Source organism: Streptomyces sp. NPDC033270, from assembly GCF_055576575.1.
The window spans coordinates 120,866-139,278 of the sequence record NZ_JBVIRA010000011.1 but is presented as its reverse complement, the minus strand read 5'-3'; the positions used below and the strand labels follow the sequence as shown (position 1 = coordinate 139,278).

Below are 18,413 nucleotides of genomic sequence, written 5' to 3'. Positions count from 1 at the left end.
TCCGGTGGATCAGCCCGAGCGGATCCACCGCGGTGGTCCTAGGGTCGGTGGAGGGGACGACGACCCGATCTGGAGGCCCGATGGTGCCGCTGCCCCAAGCCCGTGATGTCGCCCCGCGACTGGCCACCGGCGCGTTCATCGTGAACAGCGGGCTGACCAAGCTGCGGGCGGACCAGGCGACCGCCGAGGGCCTGCACGCGATGGCCCGTACGGCGTATCCGTTCCTGGAGAGGATTCCGGCCGAGCGGTTCACCCGGCTGCTGGCGTGCACGGAAGTCGCGGTGGGGAGCGCGCTACTCGCGCCGTTCGTGCCGACCCGGCTGGCCGGGCTGGCGCTGACCGGGTTCGCCGGCGGGCTGGTCGGCCTGTACCTGCGGGTCCCCGGGATGCGGGAGCCGGGCAGTCTGCGACCGACCCCGGACGGGGTGCCGATGGCCAAGGACACCTGGATGCTGGGGATCGGGCTGGGGTTCCTGAGCGCGTCGGGCAGAGCGCGGCGGGCGGCCCGCCGCGGGCGGTGCGCCGCCCGGCACCGGCACCACCACCCCCACCGGTGCCGCTGTCACTGCCACTGACCTCCTCTCCTCCGGCCTCCCCTGTGCCGCGGCTCCGCTCAGCGGCCGGGGCCGGTGCCGGCCGCCGCCTGCCGGCGGAGCGCGCGAACGGCGGCCGCGCAGCCCGCGCCCGCGAGGCCGGCGAGCAGCAGCACCAGCAGGCTCGTCCGGTCGGGCTGTTGGAAGGCCAGGTCCGAGCGCTGGTTGAGCACGAAGCCGTCGTAGAACAGCCAGCCCACCAGGGCGACGGCGGGCACCAGCAGCGGTCTGGCCAGCGCGGAGACGGCCACGGTCAGCGCGGTGAAGACGGCGAGCGCCACGGCGGTGTGCGGCGTCTGGCCGGTCAGCAGCAGGGCGGTCGCCAGCAGCGCCGCGCCGACGGCGCCGAGCGGCATGGCGAGGTCGCCGGCGAGGGTGCGGGTGGGCGGCGCCCGGTGGGCGACGCCCGGAGGGCGCAGCGCGGCGCGCGGGAAGCCGGCGATGTGCACGATGCGCGGGCGCCGGAGCGGCGTCGGGGAGTGAAGCGCAGCCATGGGAAGCACCTCCTGCCGTAGGGCCTGGGCCCTGCCGTCAGTCTGCGCGCCCCGGCGGTGTCCGAGCGCCGCGGTGGCGTCTGTTGACGCGGTACGTACGCACTACGGCCGGATACTGACACTGCCTTGACGCCCGGGGCCGGCGCCGCCGATGTCGCCGGGCGCGGGGCGGGCCGGATCGCCGGGCGCACGGTGTTGCATACTCGCTGCTCGTTGCCGAAAGCAGCCCGAACCCACGACCGACGAACGGCAGGACGCATCCGCATGACCACCCCCACACAGGCGGACCCCACGCCTGCCGTCCCCGCCGCCCAGCGGTGGCGCGGCTGGCTGCTGGACGGACTGAGCAGTCGCACCGCCCGGCACTCCGGGCCGCACGGCACCCCGCCGGCCGAGCACAAGGGGCATTCCTGGTGGCGCGTCATGTGCCTCACGGGCGTCGACTACTTCTCGACCCTGGGCTACCAGCCGGGCATCGCGGCGCTGGCGGCCGGACTGCTCTCGCCGTTCGCCACCCTCGTACTGATCGCGCTGACCCTGCTCGGCGCCCTGCCCGTCTACCGCAGGGTCGCCAAGGAGAGCCCCAACGGTGAGGGCTCGATCGCCATGCTGGAGCGGCTGCTGCCCTGGTGGGCGGGGAAGCTGCTGGTCCTGGTGCTGCTCGGGTTCGCCGCCACGGACTTCGTGATCACCATGACGCTGTCGGCCGCGGACGCCTCGGCGCACGTGGTGGAGAACCCCTTCGCTCCGCAAGCGCTGCACGGCGCCAACCTGTGGATCACGCTGGTGCTGCTGGCGGCCCTGGGCGCGGTCTTCCTCAAGGGCTTCCGGGAGGCGATCGGCATCGCCGTCGGACTCGTCGGTACCTACCTGGTGCTCAACGTCGTCGTGCTGGCCACCTCGGCCTGGCAGGTCATCTCGCACCCCGTGGTGGTCGGCGACTGGTGGGGCGCGATGAGCGCCCAGCACTCCTCGCCGCTGGCGATCGCGGGGGTGGCGCTGCTGGTCTTCCCCAAGCTGGCGCTGGGCATGTCCGGTTTCGAGACCGGTGTGGCCGTCATGCCGCAGGTCCGGGGCGAGGCCACCGACACCGACGTGCGGCCGGCGGGCCGGATCCGCGGCACCCGCAGGCTGCTGACCACCGCGGCCCTGATCATGAGCGGCTTCCTGCTGCTGTCGAGCCTGGCCACCACCCTGCTGATACCGCAGAAGGAGTTCGAGACGGGCGGCTCGGCCAACGGCCGTGCCCTGGCCTATCTGGCGCACGGGCACCTGGGCGAGGCGTTCGGCACCGTCTACGACATCTCCACCATCGCCATCCTCTGGTTCGCCGGCGCCTCGGCGATGGCCGGGCTGCTGAACCTCGTGCCGCGCTATCTGCCCCGCTACGGCATGGCCCCGGAGTGGACCCAGGCGGTCCGCCCGCTGGTGCTGATCTTCCTGGCGATCGCCTTCGGCGTCACCGTCGTCTTCGACGCCAGCGTCGACGAGCAGAGCGGGGCGTATGCGACCGGTGTGCTGGTGCTGATGCTCTCGGCGTCCTTCGCCTCCACCGTCGCCGCCCGCCACCGTCGGCTGCGGGCGGCCACCATCGGATTCGGCGCCATCACCCTGGTGTTCGGCTACACCCTGGTCACCAATGTCATCGAGCGGCCCGACGGCCTGAAGATCGCGCTGCTGTTCATCCTCGGCATCCTGCTGACCTCGTTCGCCTCCCGCGTCCACCGCGCCTTCGAACTGCGCGCCACAGAGGTCGACTTCGACGAGACCGCGGTGCGCCTGATCGACGCCGCGACGGCGGCCGGGCCGCTGCGGGTGATCGCCAACGAGCCCGATGAGCGGGACGCCGCGGAGTACCAGGAGAAGGAGTACAGCCAGCGCGAGGAGACCCATATCCCCGACGGCCGTCCCGTGCTGTTCCTGGAGGTGACCGTCCGGGATTCCTCGGACTTCACCAGCAATCTGCACGTCCAGGGCGAGGAGCGGTACGGGGCGCAGATCCTGCGGGTGGAGGGTGCCGGAGTGGCCAACACCATCGCCGCCGTGCTGATGCAGCTGCGCGAGCACACCGGGCAGGTGCCGCACGCCTACTTCAACTGGACCGAGGGCCACCCCTTCAGCCATCTGCTGCGGTTCCTGGTCTTCGGCGACGGCGAGGTCGCTCCGGTCACCCGCGAGGTCCTGCGCCGCGCCGAGCCCGATCTCGCCCGACGCCCGCGCATCCACGTCGGCTGACGGCCGGACGCCACCACTGAACCCGCCCGGCCGGCCGCCGGGCGGGTTCAGCCGCGTCGGCCGAGCGCCTTCGCCTTCGTGTGCGACCAGCCGGTCAGCAGCACGCCCACGGCGACCAGCGCCAGATGGGCGGTGAGCGCGCCGCCGAAGCCGCCACCGAGCCGGCCCAGCAGGCCGGTGTTGTCGTGGTCGACGAGCAGCCGGATGGCGCCCTGCGCGAAGAGCACCATCACCACGGCGCCGATGCCCTGCAGGATGTCGTACTTCATCGGTGTCCCCAAAGTCCCCTCGTAGAGTTCCGCGCCGCATTGCGCGTCGGGTTTCCTGCCGCCTTGCGCGTCGGTTATTGCGCGCCCTCAGGACGTTACGAACGTATCATCGAGAAAGTGACGACCGGCGGGCTATTCACCGGTGAATTCGCTTTTCGTCACACAATTTCAGGTGCGGGAAAGGGGAATGATGCGTGACGAAAAGAAGCCGGCGACCGGGCCGGTGTGCCGGATGTGCCGTGCGGCGCTGGCCCCTCCCCGGCGCGGCCGGCCGGCGCTCTACTGCTCGCGCGGCTGCCAGGCGAAGGCCTACCGGCGGCGCAAGCAGACACCGGCTCCGGCCGCCGAGCGACCGGCGGTGACCGGCGCCCAGGCCCGCCGGCGCCGGCAGGTGGCCGAGGCGCTGTGGCGGATCGCCGCCGAGCGGGGGCTGCACGCCGCGAGCCTGCGGGAGGTGGCGGCCGAGGCCGGTGTGTCGCTGCGCGCGGTGCAGTACCACTTCGAGAGCAAGCACCATCTCCTGGTCACCGCGCTGCACCTGCTCCACGAGGAGAACGAGCGGATCGCCCGCTCCCGTGTCCCCCACGACCCCGCCGACCCGCGCGCCCTGCTGCGCGCGGTGCTGGAGGAGTTCCTTCCGGTGGACGCCCAACGTGCCACCGCGCTACGGGTGTTCGCCGCCTACTACGCCCGGAGCCTGACCGATCCCGCGCTGGCCGAGGTGTTCCTCGCCGCCGAACAGCCCCTGGAACGGCTGGTGGCCGACCTCATCAGGGCGGCGCAGGACGCCGGGCGGACCGCGCCCGGCCTCGACGCCTGGCACGAGGCCGATCTGCTGGTCTCCGGGGCGATCGGGCTGGGCGGCGATGTGCTGCACCACCGCCGCACGCTGGACGACGTACGCCGCACCCTCGACTACCACCTCGACAAGATCTTCGCCGGGGACCCGGCGCGCACGGCGCGGGTCCCCGGCGAAGGGTCGGACGGATGCCAGGACGGTCAGCGGGTGGCGGGCTCCGGGTAGAACTCGCGCGGCCGGCCGCGGTGGTCCTTGAGGCGGCCGAGCAGGCTCGCCGGGTATTCGACGAGCCAGTAGCTCGCCGCCGCCGCGGGCAGCGCCACCGCGAAGACGATCAGCAGGGCCAGCGGGAAGCCCGCCTGGCCGGCGGGCAGCAGCCCGGCCTTGTGGAGCTGGAGCATCACCGGCTCGTGCCAGATGAAGAGGGAGTAGCTGACCAGGCCGACGGCGGTGAGCCAACGGGCCGTCAACATCCGGTGCCAGCGGGTCTGCCGCCGTACGTGGACGGTGCCGAAGACCAGCCCGGCCCACAGGAGCGAGGCGAGCGGGTGGTAGAAGGTGAAGGTGAAGTTCTCCGGTCCGGAGTCCAGGGAGAGGGCGAACAGCCCGGCCAGCCCCAGCCCGGCCAGCGGCAGCGCGGAGCGCGGACCGAGCCGGCCCCGGTCACCGAGCGCGACCACCGCCACGGCCAGCCCCATCCCGGCCGCGAAGCCGCCGAACCGGGCCTGCGGGCCGAAGTACACCACCCAGTCGGTGTGCGGCACACCGAACACGTAGTGGGCGACGGCGATCCAGGCCAGCGGCGCGGCGAACAGCACCCCACACCCCGCCGCGCACACCGCCACCCGGCTGCCGCGCCGCCGCAGCGGCCGGCAGGCGCGGACCGCGAGCGGCCCGAGCGCCACCAGCAGGAGGTAGAACAGCACCTCCAGCGAGAGCGACCAGGTGGGGCCCAGGGTGTAGAAGATCCGCTGCTGGTCGAAGACATGGGTGAAGGTGAGGTGCTCGACCAGGTCCCGCCAGTCGCCGGGCAGGGTCGGGTTGCGCATCGCCCAGACGACCAGGACCGCCAGGACGTACAGCGGCAGGATCCGGATCGTCCGCCGGAAGAGGAACAGCCGGGCGGGCTTGGTCGAGCGCCCGTCGATCGCGGCCCGCGCGTACGACAGCGTCAGCAGATACGCGGACAGCACGAAGAACACGTCGATCACTTCGAGGGACAGCACCGCGCCGAGCACCGGGTCGTCGACCGGCGGGTGGGCGCCCTCGGCGTCGTAGCGGAAGTACTGCTGCCAGACGTGGAAGACGACGGTGCTCAGCGCGGCGAGCCCGCGGAAGCCGTCGATGGCGCTCGCCCGGGCGGGGGCGGGGGCGGCGCTCATCGGCGGGCCACCGCCTTGGTGGCGGCCCGCGGCGTGACCCGCCACTGCCGGTCTCCCAACGCCTCCTTCAGATGGGCCTGTCGGGCCACCATGTTCTTGAAGTGGCTGTAGAAGAACGTCGAGACGAGGAAGTACGACCAGAACCACCGGCGGCGGGCGCGCAGTTCGGGGACCGCGAGCCGCCAGGCGAAGAGCGCCTGCACGGGGCCGGCCGCCATGGTGAACAGCACGGCCAGTACGCACACCGGCACGGCCCAGTCCAGCCTGTGCAGGCCGCCGGCCCGCCAGGCCGAGTACAGCAGGATCGGCAGGATCTGCAGCGTCAGCCAGGGCTGCACCTCGCGCCAGCCCAGCAGGACGAACAGTCCGAGCTTCTGACGTGCCGTGAACACCGGCGAACGCAGCCCGCGCCACAGGTGCTTGAGCGAGACCTGGAGCCACCCCTGCGCCCAGCGGGAGCGCTGGTTCCACAGGGCCTTCAGGGTGGTGGGCGCGAGTTCGCGGGAGATCAGGGTGCGGTCGACGGCGAACCGGGCGCCCTCGCCCAGTGCGCGCAGCGTGGAGTCGATGTCCTCGGTCAGCATCGAGCCGTGCATCCGGGTGCGGGCGAGCAGGTCGGTGCGCCAGAAGCCGTTCGAGCCGCCGAAGACACCGAATCCGTAGAGCCGGGTGCGGCCCGGGTGGCTGACCGCGTAGATCGCCTCGAACTCCACCGCGACCAGCTCGGCGACCCGGGAACTCTCGCCGTTGCGTATCACGCAGTGGCCCTGGACGACGTCGTGGCCGTTGGACAGCCAGTGCCAGGCGTCCTTGAAGGCGGTCGGGGCGGGGTGGTGGTCGGCGTCGAAGATGCCGACGAACTCGCCGCGGACGCGGGTGACCGCGGCGTTGATGTTCTGCGCCTTGGAGGTGGAGCCGGCGACCGGCAGCAGCACCAGCCGCGGGTCGCGGGCGGCGATCTCGCGCAGGGTGTCCTCGACGGGCAGCGGGTGCGGCGTGTTGTACGCCAGCACGATCTCCAACTCGTCGGGGTAGTCCAGCCTCAGGAACGACTCGACCGTGTCGACGATGGTCGCGGCCTCATTGGGCAGATAGGCGGCGATGACGGCGCTGGCGGGCGGGTACGGCGCTCCGGGGCGCTCGGGACGGGCCGCGGCGTCGAGCGAGAAGAGGCACTCCAGCACGATCAGCAGCGCGGACAGCACCAGCCCGGCCACCACCACCCAGTACATGGCCGAGCCCAGGTCCCAGCCCAGCGCATAGGTCTGCTGGTAGAGCAGGAACGGCACGGCCACCCCGAGCAGCAGCGCCAGGACCGGGGAGAGCGCCGAGAGGGCGGGGCGCAGCAGCGCGCTCAGCGGCGGGCGCCGGTGGCGCTGCGGTGCGCCGCGCATCCAGGGCGCGTACCGCACCGGCCGCAGATCCCGGTGGCGCAGCGCCTCCTGTACGGCGTCCCGGGCCTGCTCGACGGCCTCGGTGCCGTCGGCGCATCCGGTCAGCGGCAGCCAGCCGACGGCCGGGGTGAGGCGGACGTTCTCGTCGGCGACGATGAAGCGGGTGCCGGCCACGGTGGCGGCGAACCGCTCCAGTCCGCGGCGGGCGGTCTCCTCGTCGACGCCGGGCAGCAGCATCAGCAGATGGCCGTCGTCGTCCCAGCCGAGCCGGTCGCAGAAGCTGCCGAGCCGCTCGGCCAGACCGGCCAGCCGCTCGGCGACCTCCCGGCGCACCCGCTGCCCGAGCCGGGCTTCCAGGGCGGCCATCTCGGCCACCGAGACCACGGCGAGCACGCCGCCGTGCCGGGCCGCTTCGGGGCGCTGCAGTTCGCGGTCGAGTTCGTCCAGGAAGTGCGGATGGGAGTAGAGCCCGGTGCGCGGATCGCGCGGCAGGCTCTCGACCGGTACGGGCACCCGGCGGAGTTTGGCCTCGATACGGGCGGACAGCTCCCCCGGATCGAAGGCCTCGGGTATGCAGTCGTCGGCGCCGTGGCGCAGCATGTCCACCACGCCGGACGGCTCCGGGGTGTCGGTGACCATGAGCAGCGGCAGCGCCCGCCCCGCGGACGCGGTACGGACCTCGCGGATCACCGCGAGGCCGCTCTCGTGGGGTGCGCCGTGTGCGTCGAGGGCGACGACGGCGTCCGGGTGCGCCTGCCCCATGCGCCGGTCGACCTCGCCGGGCGGGGCGTGGCTGACCTCGTGGCCGGTGGCGCGCAGGGTCCGGGTGAGGCGCTCCAGGCGCGGTCCCGGAGCGCCGACGACCAGTACGTGCCCGCCGTCGCGGGCGTGGTCGGCGCAGTCGTGCGGGGCGCGGTCCCCGTCGTCGAGCAGGGCCAGGGGTGAGCCCTGGGAGTTGCCGTGGTGCGAAATGAGCACCTGGGAATGTCCTTTCGTGCAAGGAGACATGCGAAAGCGGTCCGGTCGCCGGGTATGCGGCGTTTTTCCGGACCTTCGGCCGTCAGCCGGCCGCCGGCCGCGTGGCCGTCAGCTGCATGGCGGGCGCGACGCCTCGGTCGCTCTCGGCGTCCGTCTCTCCGCGGGACGGACGGGGAAGGGGCGGCGGGCCGCTAAGGCAGGCTCCAAGCCGGGGAACGCGCAGGCGCGTTCGAGCACTGATCGCATATGAGGGGGTCCCATCCTGATCGGATTGTGGGGGGAGGACCGGATGTCGGTGTGCCGCCGGCCGGCTCCGCGGGACGGGGTCGGTCGGCAACGCCAGCCTCGGGGGTCACTGTGACACCACCCCCTCATCCACGTAACGCTCTCATTACAGAGCGCCGTCCGGGCGATCTCGTGACGCGCTACCGCCCGGTAAGCACCGAGGCATCGGCTATACCCAGTAAGTGAGTTGATGAGCGAATTAGGACAGATAGTGCACATCTCTCGCACCCGCCCATCCGTCGGACCCGGAACCTTCGACTCCAAGGGAACTGGAGCTTCGTACGTATGGACCATCTGTTAATCTGCCCGCCCCTGGAGCTTCCTCCAGCCTCCCGCCCCCCAAGCACCCCTCGAACGAAGGGTGCAGCGAGGTGTCCCGTACGTGTACAGCACTCCCTTCTCTCCCGCAGAGGCCAGATCCGCGCGGGCCCGGGTGGGCCTGAGTACGGCTCAGGTCGCCCAGGCCATGACGGCGTGCGGCGCGCCGGTCCGTCCCGAGCTGATCGAGGCCTGGGAGTACGGCTCCCAGGCACCGACCGAGCCTCAGCTGTTCGCCCTCGCCGATGTCCTGTGGTGCCCGCCGACCGTGCTGATGGGCATCGAGCCGCGGACGCTCGCCGAACACCGGATGGCCCGCCAGTTGAGCGTGGAACGGCTGGCACAGCTGATCGGCATGGACCCGGCCCGGTACTGGGCCGCCGAGTCGGCACAGCAGTGGAGCGGTGACTACCGGCAGACCAAGGCGCTGGTGGAGGCACTGGGGCTGTCGCTGCGCAAGCTGATCGGGGTGATGGGCCGGGACGACGAACTGGCCGGACATCTGCGGTCGGCCATCGACGGGCGCTGGAAGGCGCACGTCGGAGCGGTCACCGAGATCACCACGCTGAACAAGACCCGGGTGAGCGACGCGCTGCGCACGATGCACGCGGAGTTCGCGGAGTTCTCCGAGCGCTACATGGGGCATGTGGTGGCGCGGAACGACGACTCCCGGCTCAAGGAGGTCGCGGCCGAGCGCTCGGCGTATCTGCGCAGGCTCGCCGACCACTTCTGGGAGCTGATCGGCGAGGCGGGCGAGGCACCGCCCTTCAACACCGTGACCACACACTGACGGCACCGGCGGGGACGGCGGCGACAGGCGGGCGGGGAGGGACCGGATTCCGGTTCCCTCCCCGCCCGCGGCCGTCGGCGGCCTTCAGTGGGCGGGAGTCCCCCAGGGCGGGCCCTGCGGGTCGTGCGGGGCCTGCGCCTGGTAGCCGCCGCCCTGCGGGTGCTGCGGCGCCGGCGGGCTGTAGCCGCCCTGCGGGTGGTGCGGGCCCGGCCGGCCGTACGGCTCCGCCGGCTCGTGCGCACCGGCCGGCTGGTGCGCCTCCACCGGCTCGTCGGCCTCGATCTCGTCCCAGTCGATCTCCATCGCCTTGCGGCCGGTGAAGACGTTGAAGAAGAGGTTCAGCAGGACGGCGGACAGGCTGCCCAGCGTGATCCCGCTGTTGAGGACCGCGCGGACGTCCTCCGGCATCCGCTCGAAGAACGGCGCGACCGCGCCCGGCAGCAGCGCGGCGGCGAGGCTGACCGCCAGGATCAGGGCGTTGCGCTCCTCACGCAGATCGACCTTGCCCAGGATCTGGATGCCGACCGCGGCGACCATGCCGAACATCGCGATCGCGGCACCACCGAGCACCGGGTGCGGGATCGCGGCCACCACGCTGCCCGCCTTGGGCAGCAGCCCCATGACGATCATGAAGCCGCCGGCCGCGACCACCACGAAGCGGCTCATCACCTTCGACATCCGCACCAGGCCGATGTTCTCGGCGAAGGCCACATAGGGGAAGGAGTTGAAGACACCGCCGAGGACGGTGGCGACACCGTCGGCGCGCAGCGCGTTGGCGACGGTGGTGTTGTCGACCTTCTTGCGCGTGATCTCCCCGATGGCGTAGACGTCTCCGGTCGTCTCCACCATCGTGATCAGCATGACGACGACCATGGCGATGATCGGGAACACCTCGAACTTGGGCATTCCGTAATGGAACGGCGTGCTGACGCCGAACCAGTCGGCGCTGCCCACCGCGCTGAAGTCCGCGTCACCGAGGGCCCAGGCGACCGCGGTGCCGACGACCAGGCCGAGCAGTACGGCGAGACTGCTCAGGTACGACTTCCCGAGCCGGACGACGAGCAGGATGAACACCAGGGTGCCCAGCGCGTACAGCAGGTTCTTGGTGTCGCCGTACTCGGGGTGCCCCTTCAACTGCGCGCCGCCGGCCGCGTCCTGCAGGCCCTGTGGGATGAGGGTGAGGCCGATGACGGTGAGGATCGTGCCGATGACGATCGGTGGGAAGTACTTCACCAGCTTGCTGAAGAAGGGCGCGAACAGGAAGGTCGCTATACCCGCCGTGATCACCGCGCCGTAGACGACGAGCAGCCCGGCGGTGCCGCCGCCCGCCCCCAGCCCGATGGCGATCATCGGCGAGACCGCGGTGAAGGTCACGCCCTGGACCAGGGGCAGCCTGGCGCCGATCTTCCAGACGCCGAGGGCCTGGATGATCGAGGCGACACCACAGGTCAGCAGGTCGGCATTGATCAGATAGACGAGTTCCTCGCGGGAGAGGCCCAGGGCGTTCCCGAGGACGATCGGGACGATCACCGCTCCCGCGTAGAAGGCGAGGACGTGCTGAAAGCCGTAGAGGGTGAGTTTGCCGACGGGAAGGACCTCGTCGACGGGGTGCGCCCGCTGGCCGGGGAACTGCGGGGGGTCTTGTCGGGAGACTCGTGCCATCTCTGCCTTGCCTTCTAGAGGTAGGTGAATAAGAAGGGACCGGCACCGTCGTGTCCGGGATGACAGACGGACCGGCTGGGTCCTACAAAGCCGACGTTTAGCGGTGTTGCCGACACCACGTAGCCCTGTTCTGCACTTTGCGTCCTGGTTCGACAGGACTTCCTTCGATCAGCCGGCAAACTCCGGCATTTCCTTGGAATTTACAGGTTGGGCTAATCGAATTGCTCACCTTAGTTGACCTGCGCCCTTTCTCGCGAGTAACCGGTCGTATTCGCTCGCATAAGGGGCGCTCATACCGCGAAATGCCGTTTTGGGCAGGGACTTTGTGTGCCGCCCCGCCGGTTCGCGAACAGGCGGGGCGTGGCCGGCCGCCGTAAAATCCTGGTATGGCTGAGCGGCCGGACGCGTCCACCGCGCCTGAACTCGTCGTCGAGTCCGACGGCGGCACCCAGGTGATGAGCCCCGGGCGCGTCTATCACGTGGGGCGGGACCCGCAGAGCGAGGTCGTACTGGACGACGCCAGGGTCTCCTGGCACCACGCGGTCCTGCGGGCCGAGGCCGGCCACTGGATGGTGCAGGACGAAGGCAGCACGAACGGCACCTTCGCCGACGGACGCCGCGTCCAGGAGTCCGGGGTCGGGCCGGGCAGCGTGATCCGGTTCGGCAACCCCGCCGACGGGCCGTGCGCGGTGCTCTCCGGAGTGCCGCGGCCGAGCCGGGTCGACCGGCCGTCCGCCGTCTCCCACCCCGCCGGCACCCGCACCTTCCGCCACCCCACCTCCATCCGGCCGATCCCGGCCGCCCGGACCACCCGGATCGGCCGCTCGCCCGACAACGACCTGGTCATCGACGACCTCTCGGTCTCCCGCCGGCACGCCGAACTGCGGGCGGGCCCCGAGGGCTTCGAGATCGTCGACCTGGGCAGCCACAACGGCACCTACCTCAACGGCCAGTCGGTGCAGCGGGCCCCGATGGGCCCCGGCGACATCGTCGGTATCGGCCACACCGCGTTCGCCCTCGTCGGCGACGAGCTGCAGGAGTTCACCGACACCGGTGAGGTGTCGCTGGACGTGCAGGACCTGAGCGTCCGGGTGGACAAGGGCAACAAGACGCTGCTGAACCGGGTGTCCTTCCCGGTGGGCGAGAAGTCGCTGCTCGCCGTGGTCGGACCCAGCGGCGCGGGCAAGTCGACGCTGCTCAACGCGCTGACCGGGCTGCGCCCCGCGGACGAGGGAACGGTGCTCTACGACGGCCGTGACCTCTACCGCGACTACGCCGAGCTGCGCCAGCGCATCGGACTCGTACCGCAGGACGACATCCTGCATCTGCAGCTCACCGTGCGGCGCGCCCTCGGCTACGCCGCGCAACTGCGCTTCCCGGAGGACACCGCGAAGGCCGAGCGGCAGGCGCGGGTCGACGAGGTGATCCACGAACTGGGCCTCGACCAGCGGGTCGACCAGCCCATCCACAGCCTCTCCGGCGGCCAGCGCAAGCGGGTGAGCGTGGCACTGGAACTGCTGACGAAGCCCTCCCTGCTCTTCCTCGACGAACCGACCTCCGGCCTCGATCCCGGTATGGACCGCTCGGTGATGCACATGCTGCGCGGCCTGGCGGACGACGGCCGCACCGTCATCGTCGTCACCCACAGCGTGCTGAGCCTGGACGTCTGCGACCGGCTGCTGGTGCTGGCGCCCGGCGGGACGATCGCCTTCTACGGCCCCCCTTCGGAGGCGCTGCCCTACTTCGGTTACGCGCAGTGGCCGGAGGCCTTCGAGGCCTTCGAGAACGACCGGGCCCGGGCCTGGGCGGACGAGTACCGTGCCTCGCCGCAGCACCGGCGCTATATCGCCATGGACTCCCACCAGCCCCCACGCGCCCCCGAGGCACCGAAGGGCCCGGTGGAGGCGCACAAGGCGCAGAGCTGGGGCGCGCAGCTGAGCACCCTGGTCCGCAGGTACGCGGCGGCCCTGACCGCCGACCGGACGTTCCTGATCATCATGGTCGCGCTGCCGTTCGTGATGGGGGCGATGGCGCACGCGCTGGCCGGGTCCGCGCTCACCGGCGATTCGGCGATCAACGCCCTGCTGATCCTGTGCGTCGGGGCGGTGCTGACCGGCGCCGCCAACGCGGTCAGGGAGCTGGTCAAGGAGCGGACGATCTATCAGCGGGAGAGAGCCGTCGGCCTGTCCCGCTCGGCGTATCTGATGTCCAAGGTGCTGGTCCTGGGCCTGATCACGGTCGTCCAGGCCGTGGTGCTGACCTTGGTGGCACTGATCGGCGTCAAGCTGAACGCTCCGGGCGGCAAAGGCGTGTTGCTGCCGCCACTGATCGAAATCACCCTCGCGGTGGCGCTGTTGGCGTTCACCGCCATGATGCTCGGCCTGTTCGTGTCCGCCCTGGTGCGCAAGGAGGAGGTCACCATGCCGCTGCTGGTCCTCCTCGCGATCGTCCAGGTCGTGTTCTGCGGTGCGCTGCTGGAGCTGAACGGCGTACCGGTGCTGGAGCAGCTGGCATGGCTGGTGCCGTCCCGGTGGGCGCTCGGCGCCATGGCGGGCACCATCGATCTGCGCCATCTGATGCCGCAGGGCGCCTCGGACCCGCTGTTCCAGCACACGCCGGGGACCTGGCTGCTCAACATGGGCATGATGATCGTGCTCTCGCTGGTCCTCGGCTTCGTGGTGACCAAGCTGCTGCGGCGGCACGAGCCCGAGATCATGCGCACCTAGCACCGAGGAGCCGCCTGTGACCTCGCCGGACTTCCTGCCCAGCCATGTCGTCCCGCCGGAGGGTATGGCGACCTGGTCCGCCCCGGACTCGACCCTGCCCAGCTCCCCGCTCGACCCGCTGCTGCCCGTCCAGGTCGTCGACCGGCGCGGCGACTGGGCGCTGGCGCTGTGCTCCAACGGCTGGTCGGCCTGGGTCGACGGCCGGCTGCTGCTGACCGTGCCGCGCGAGCCGCCGACCGCCGCGCAGCCCGCCGCCCGGACCGCGGACCCGCGGTCGCTGCTGGGCGCGGCGGAGGACGAGCTGGGCAGGTACCGGCGGCTGGTCGAGGAGCTGGCCGCCCGGCAGCTCGACCACGAGTCCTTCGCCGAGCGGACCCGCGGCACCCGGCTGGGCGTCGTCGTGGACGGCGAAGCGGTCTGGCTCTACGACGCCCGGCACGAGCGGTGGTGCTACTGCGACGGGGTGTCGATGCAGACGTGCGCGGTGAGTGCGGGACCGTCGTCGAGGGACTCCGGGCAGCGGCCGGGGCCCGCGTCCGGCCAGGAGTACCCGGAGTCACGGTGAACAGCGAGTCGGCCGACCGCAACCGGGAGCGCTCCACCGCCCCGGACTCCTCCGGGCTGCGCGGGCACCGGATCGCCGGATATCTGCTCCAGGACGAGATCGGCCGGGGCGGGATGGGAGTGGTCTACCGGGCGCAGGACGTGCGGCTCGGGCGCATCGTCGCGATCAAGCTGCTGGCGCCGGAGCGGGCCCGGGACGACACCTTCCGTAAACGCTTCGAGCGCGAGTCGCAGATCGCCGCCCGGCTGGAGCACCCGCACATCGTGCCGGTCTTCGACGCCGGGGAGGCCGAGGGGCTGCTCTACATCGCGATGCGGTACGTCGAGGGGCTGGATCTGGCGGCGCTGATCGATCGCGACGGCTCGCTCTCCGGGGAGACCACGTGCCGGATCGGCCTCCAGGTGGCCTCGGCGCTGGACGCCGCGCACGCCCACGGCCTGGTGCACCGGGACGTCAAGCCGGGCAACATCCTGATCGCCCAGGGCACCGACTACGACAGTCCCGAGCACGCCTATCTGACCGACTTCGGGCTGACGAAGCGGTCGATGTCGCTGTCCGGTGTCACCACCATCGGGCAGGTCGTCGGCACGCCGGAGTATGTGGCGCCCGAGCAGGTCTCGGGCGGCCCGGTGGACGGCCGGTGCGACATCTACAGCCTGGCCTGTGTGCACTTCGAGATGCTGACCGGGTCGCCGCCGTTCAGGTGCGACGACATCCTGGCCCTGCTGTGGGCGCATCAGAACCGCCAGCCGCCGGCCTTGACCGACCGGCGTCCGGATCTGCCGCCGGCCGTCGATGCGGTGTTCACCAAGTCCCTGGCCAAGGCGCCCGAGGACCGCTACGAGACCTGCCGGGGCTTTGTGGCGGCGCTGCGGGAGGCCATCGCGGAGACCGGCCCGCCGCGCCCTCCGGCCTGGGCGGCCCCGGTGTTCCACAGCAGCAGGCGATAGCCGCCGGCCGGCGGCTCCTCAGCGCTCGGGCGCCTCGCCCGGATGCCGTACGCCCCGCGCCAGCAGGCTGCCGAGGAAACCGGTGGCCAGCCCCCAGGCGGCGCCCACCCCCACCAGCCGCCAGAGTTGCGGATACACGGTGACCTCGCCGCCCAGGTTGCCGCCGAGGTCGCCGACCCCGATCAGGGAGAGCCCGTAGTGGGCGTCGATCCGGGTGAGCAGTCCGACGACGAGGAGGGTCAGGGCCAGTGCCACGGCCAGCTCGACGGCGTTGCGCCAGGCCGGCAGCCGGGCCGGGGAGCGGACCGCCGCGGTGAAGGCGGCGGTCAGCAGCACCACGGCCGCCAGCGCCACCAGCAGCCAGGCGCGACCGTCGTGCTGGGCGATCGTGCCGACGTCGAGGGTCCGCTGCCCCCGGGCGCGCAGCACCTGGTCCAGGGCGTGCGGCATCGGCAGCCCGATGGCCTTGTCGGCATGCCCCACCCAGCCGCCTCCGGTCCCCAGGCCCAGCGCCATCCAGGTCAGGTTGGGCAGCCCGAGGAGGAGCACCGCGAGGATCTCGGCCGGACGGTCCTTGGTGATCAGCTCGACGATGCCGATGATCAGCCCGATCACCACATAGATCAGCAGCGTCAGCAGCATCGCGAAGGCCGGCGGCCGTACGGAGCCCTGGAAGTGCAGCAGCCGGGAGGACAGCGGCGCCCGGCGCGAGACGAGGAAGGTCAGCACGAGCACCGCCAGCACCCACAAGAGCCCGAAGCCGAGCGTCGCCGGCACATTGGCGGCGAAGCCGACGGTGGGGGTGCTGCCCAGCTCGGCACCGATCTGGTCGACGAGGTCGTCGCCCACCGAGATCTGGAAGTCGTGCCGGGCGGCGAGCGTGAGGAGCAGCAGGAGCACCAGCCAGCACACCGCCGTACGGGCGATCCGGCCGAGCAGCTCCCGGGTGTCGGCGACCGCTCGGTGGCGCAGCGGCAGCAGGAAGACCGACCCGGTCACCAGCGCACCGGCCAGGGTGACCGACAGCGGTACGACGTCGAGGGTGGCCTGTGCCTCGCCGATGATCCCGGCATCGCCGGCCAGGGTGACCGAGCCGCCGGCGGCGCTCAGGACCGCGGCCGCGACCACCGACGGGAACGCCCCGCCGGGCAGGTCCGCCGCGCCGGCCGCCCACAGGCCGAGCGCGGCGACCACGAGCATGGCGGCGAGGCCCGCCACGGCCGCGCCCAGCGCCTCGCCCCAGGCGCGTACGGCGGGCGGTACGCCAGGGGTGTGCACCGGGCCGGGGGGAACGGTGGACGCGGGGCCTCGCGACTGGCTCACGCTCTCTCCTGACCTTTCGCTGCGGATGCCGCGGCCACGGCATGTGGCGCAGGCACCCACCACCGTAAGCACGCCGCGTACCGCCCCGCTTGCGGAGAGTGCCGAACCCGAGCACACAATGGTGTGGACATCGACAAACTAGGGCAATTCGCTTGAGCGGATGGCCCGCACGCGCCGGAAGAGGGACCCGTGACATCGCCACCGTCGCCCGACAGTCGCCCGACCGGGCCGCCGGCTGGTCCGCTCACCCCGTCCGACACCCCGGCCGACACTCCGCACGAGCCGACCCGGGTGGACACGCCGCAGCCGCGGACCGAGGCCGGGGGCCCGCCTCCCCCGCCCCGCGGTCCCGGCAAGGGGGGCGGCGGCGGTGGCGGCGGTGGCGAGTCCGGGGGCGGCGGCCCCTGGTGGCGGTCCGCGCCGAAAGTCGCGATCATCGCGGCCGCCGTGGTCGCGGCCGTCATCCTGACCCTCGTCCTCAACCGTCCGAACGGCGCCGGCACGACCGAGGTCTTCGCCGAACCGGCCGGCTCGACCGGCCGGGACCCCCTCACGAAGTCGACGGCGACCGAATCCGCCCCCGCCCCGTCCGAGACCCCCAGAAAGCCAGCGAAGGGCACCAACGCCAATATTTCCGGCGAGATGCCCGGCCTCTACGGCGGCACCCAGAAAAGCGCGAGCTGCGACATCGAGAAGCAGATCAGGTACCTGGGCAGCGTCCCCGCGAAGAACCGGGCGTTCGCCGCCGTCGTGGGCCAGGCCCCGGAGAACATCCCGGCCTATCTGCGGTCGCTGACGCCCGTACAGCTGCGCTACGACACCCGGGTCACCAACCACGGCTACAAGGACCACAAGGCCTACCCCTTCCAGTCGGTGCTGCAGGCCGGCACCGCGGTGCTGGTCGACGCGTACGGAGTACCGCGGGTGCGCTGCAAGTGCGGGAACCCGCTGACGAAGCCGAAGGCACTCACGGGGGCGAAGACGGGCGGTCATCCGTGGGCCGGCTACCAGCCCTCCCACGCGGTCGTCGTGAAGCCCTCGAAGAAGGCGGTCCGCGCGTTCACCCTGTGCGACCCGAAGACGGGCAAGTGGTTCAAGCGCCCCAAGGGTGCCGAGGGCCCCACCGGGGACCGCCCGACCGCCCCGCCCTCCGAGACCCCCAGCGGCCCCACCACCGAGTCCCCGCCGACCGGGTCCTCACTCCCGCCCACCGAGAGCACCACCGGGGAGACCGGTACCACGACGTCGGAACCCGGTTCGCCGGACACCGGCACCGGGACGGAGACCACCGGAGGGACCGACACCACCGGAGGGACGACCGAGCCGCCCACCGGCGGAACCACCGGCGCGACCACCGGCGGAACCACCGGGGACACCTCGCCCAACGTCGAGCAACCGGGCGGGGGGACGACCGGCAGCAACGGGTCCCCCGGCAGTGAGCCCCACTCCGAAGGGACCGCGCCGGCGACCTGACGCACCGCCCGGCGCCCGCGCCGCGCACCTTCGACACCGAGCCGCACACCATCGATACCGAACCGTGTCCTGAATATTCGGTGCACCGGACAACCACCACAGCGGACAGACCCTCTGCATAAGCGGCGGGTGCATTGGCAGCCTTTGACGGTTACGCCCTCACAGGGCCGGGCCCCG

General features: G+C 71.9%; 14 protein-coding genes. 8 read left to right on the top strand and 6 right to left on the bottom strand.

Annotated elements, in window-relative coordinates:
- The first annotated feature begins 80 nt into the window (after positions 1-80).
- Entirely contained in the window at positions 81-575 is a 495-nt protein-coding gene (locus ACZ5XZ_RS17745; protein ID WP_468978865.1) for a hypothetical protein, read from the top strand.
- A gap of 38 nt (positions 576-613) precedes the next feature.
- Here ACZ5XZ_RS17745 and ACZ5XZ_RS17740 read toward each other — a convergent pair whose 3' ends face one another.
- Positions 614-1,087, bottom strand: a complete 474-nt coding sequence (locus ACZ5XZ_RS17740; protein WP_468978863.1) for a DUF4118 domain-containing protein — start codon at positions 1,085-1,087, stop codon at positions 614-616.
- A 264-nt stretch (positions 1,088-1,351) separates the two neighbouring features.
- Here ACZ5XZ_RS17740 and ACZ5XZ_RS17735 point away from each other — a divergent pair, with 264 nt between their 5' ends.
- The gene (locus ACZ5XZ_RS17735; protein ID WP_468978862.1) at positions 1,352-3,322 is read left to right on the top strand and encodes an APC family permease; all 1,971 of its coding nucleotides are present in this window, start codon (positions 1,352-1,354) and stop codon (positions 3,320-3,322) included.
- Positions 3,323-3,369: 47 nt separating this feature from the next.
- Here the strand turns inward: ACZ5XZ_RS17735 and ACZ5XZ_RS17730 are convergent, their stop codons facing one another.
- Positions 3,370-3,591, bottom strand: coding sequence for a hypothetical protein (locus tag ACZ5XZ_RS17730; protein ID WP_468978859.1), 222 nt, complete (start codon positions 3,589-3,591; stop codon positions 3,370-3,372).
- A gap of 187 nt (positions 3,592-3,778) precedes the next feature.
- Here ACZ5XZ_RS17730 and ACZ5XZ_RS17725 point away from each other — a divergent pair, with 187 nt between their 5' ends.
- Complete coding sequence (locus ACZ5XZ_RS17725; RefSeq protein ID WP_468978858.1) at positions 3,779-4,615, top strand: TetR/AcrR family transcriptional regulator; 837 nt, start codon at positions 3,779-3,781, stop codon at positions 4,613-4,615.
- Here ACZ5XZ_RS17725 and ACZ5XZ_RS17720 read toward each other — a convergent pair.
- Both ACZ5XZ_RS17720 and ACZ5XZ_RS17715 read right to left on the bottom strand, forming a co-directional pair.
- Positions 4,591-5,772, bottom strand: a complete 1,182-nt coding sequence (locus tag ACZ5XZ_RS17720) for an acyltransferase family protein (RefSeq protein WP_468978855.1) — start codon at positions 5,770-5,772, stop codon at positions 4,591-4,593. The two genes, ACZ5XZ_RS17725 and ACZ5XZ_RS17720, sit on opposite strands and share 25 nt — an antisense overlap.
- Positions 5,769-8,144 carry a glycosyltransferase gene (locus ACZ5XZ_RS17715; protein ID WP_468978853.1) on the bottom strand — a complete coding sequence of 792 codons (2,376 nt, stop codon included), beginning with the start codon at positions 8,142-8,144 and terminating at the stop codon, positions 5,769-5,771. The genes ACZ5XZ_RS17720 and ACZ5XZ_RS17715 overlap by 4 nt, the downstream gene beginning before the upstream one ends.
- Before the next feature lie 667 nt (positions 8,145-8,811).
- Between ACZ5XZ_RS17715 and ACZ5XZ_RS17710 the strand changes: the two genes are divergently transcribed.
- A complete protein-coding gene (locus ACZ5XZ_RS17710; protein ID WP_468978851.1) occupies positions 8,812-9,537 on the top strand; it encodes a transcriptional regulator in 726 nt (241 codons plus the stop codon).
- Positions 9,538-9,621: 84 nt separating this feature from the next.
- On the opposite strand, the gene ACZ5XZ_RS17705 is transcribed toward ACZ5XZ_RS17710, so the two are convergent.
- The gene (locus ACZ5XZ_RS17705; protein ID WP_468978848.1) at positions 9,622-11,199 is read right to left on the bottom strand and encodes a solute carrier family 23 protein; all 1,578 of its coding nucleotides are present in this window, start codon (positions 11,197-11,199) and stop codon (positions 9,622-9,624) included.
- 386 nt (positions 11,200-11,585) lie between these two features.
- Here ACZ5XZ_RS17705 and ACZ5XZ_RS17700 point away from each other — a divergent pair, with 386 nt between their 5' ends.
- Genes ACZ5XZ_RS17700 through ACZ5XZ_RS17690 form a run of 3 tightly spaced genes read left to right on the top strand, consistent with a single transcriptional unit; the run spans position 11,586 to position 15,440 of the window.
- A complete protein-coding gene (locus ACZ5XZ_RS17700; RefSeq protein ID WP_468978845.1) occupies positions 11,586-13,925 on the top strand; it encodes an FHA domain-containing protein in 2,340 nt (779 codons plus the stop codon).
- A gap of 16 nt (positions 13,926-13,941) precedes the next feature.
- The gene (locus ACZ5XZ_RS17695) at positions 13,942-14,490 is read left to right on the top strand and encodes a hypothetical protein (RefSeq protein ID WP_468978842.1); all 549 of its coding nucleotides are present in this window, start codon (positions 13,942-13,944) and stop codon (positions 14,488-14,490) included.
- Positions 14,487-15,440, top strand: a complete 954-nt coding sequence (locus tag ACZ5XZ_RS17690) for a serine/threonine-protein kinase (RefSeq protein WP_468978839.1) — start codon at positions 14,487-14,489, stop codon at positions 15,438-15,440. The genes ACZ5XZ_RS17695 and ACZ5XZ_RS17690 overlap by 4 nt, the downstream gene beginning before the upstream one ends.
- 18 nt (positions 15,441-15,458) lie before the next feature.
- Here ACZ5XZ_RS17690 and ACZ5XZ_RS17685 read toward each other — a convergent pair whose 3' ends face one another.
- Positions 15,459-16,763 (bottom strand): streptophobe family protein, encoded by a 1,305-nt coding sequence (locus ACZ5XZ_RS17685; RefSeq protein ID WP_468978837.1) that lies wholly within the window; start codon positions 16,761-16,763, stop codon positions 15,459-15,461.
- 189 nt (positions 16,764-16,952) lie between these two features.
- Here ACZ5XZ_RS17685 and ACZ5XZ_RS17680 point away from each other — a divergent pair, with 189 nt between their 5' ends.
- Positions 16,953-18,236, top strand: coding sequence for a DUF6777 domain-containing protein (locus ACZ5XZ_RS17680; RefSeq protein ID WP_468978835.1), 1,284 nt, complete (start codon positions 16,953-16,955; stop codon positions 18,234-18,236).
- Positions 18,237-18,413: the final 177 nt, after the last annotated feature.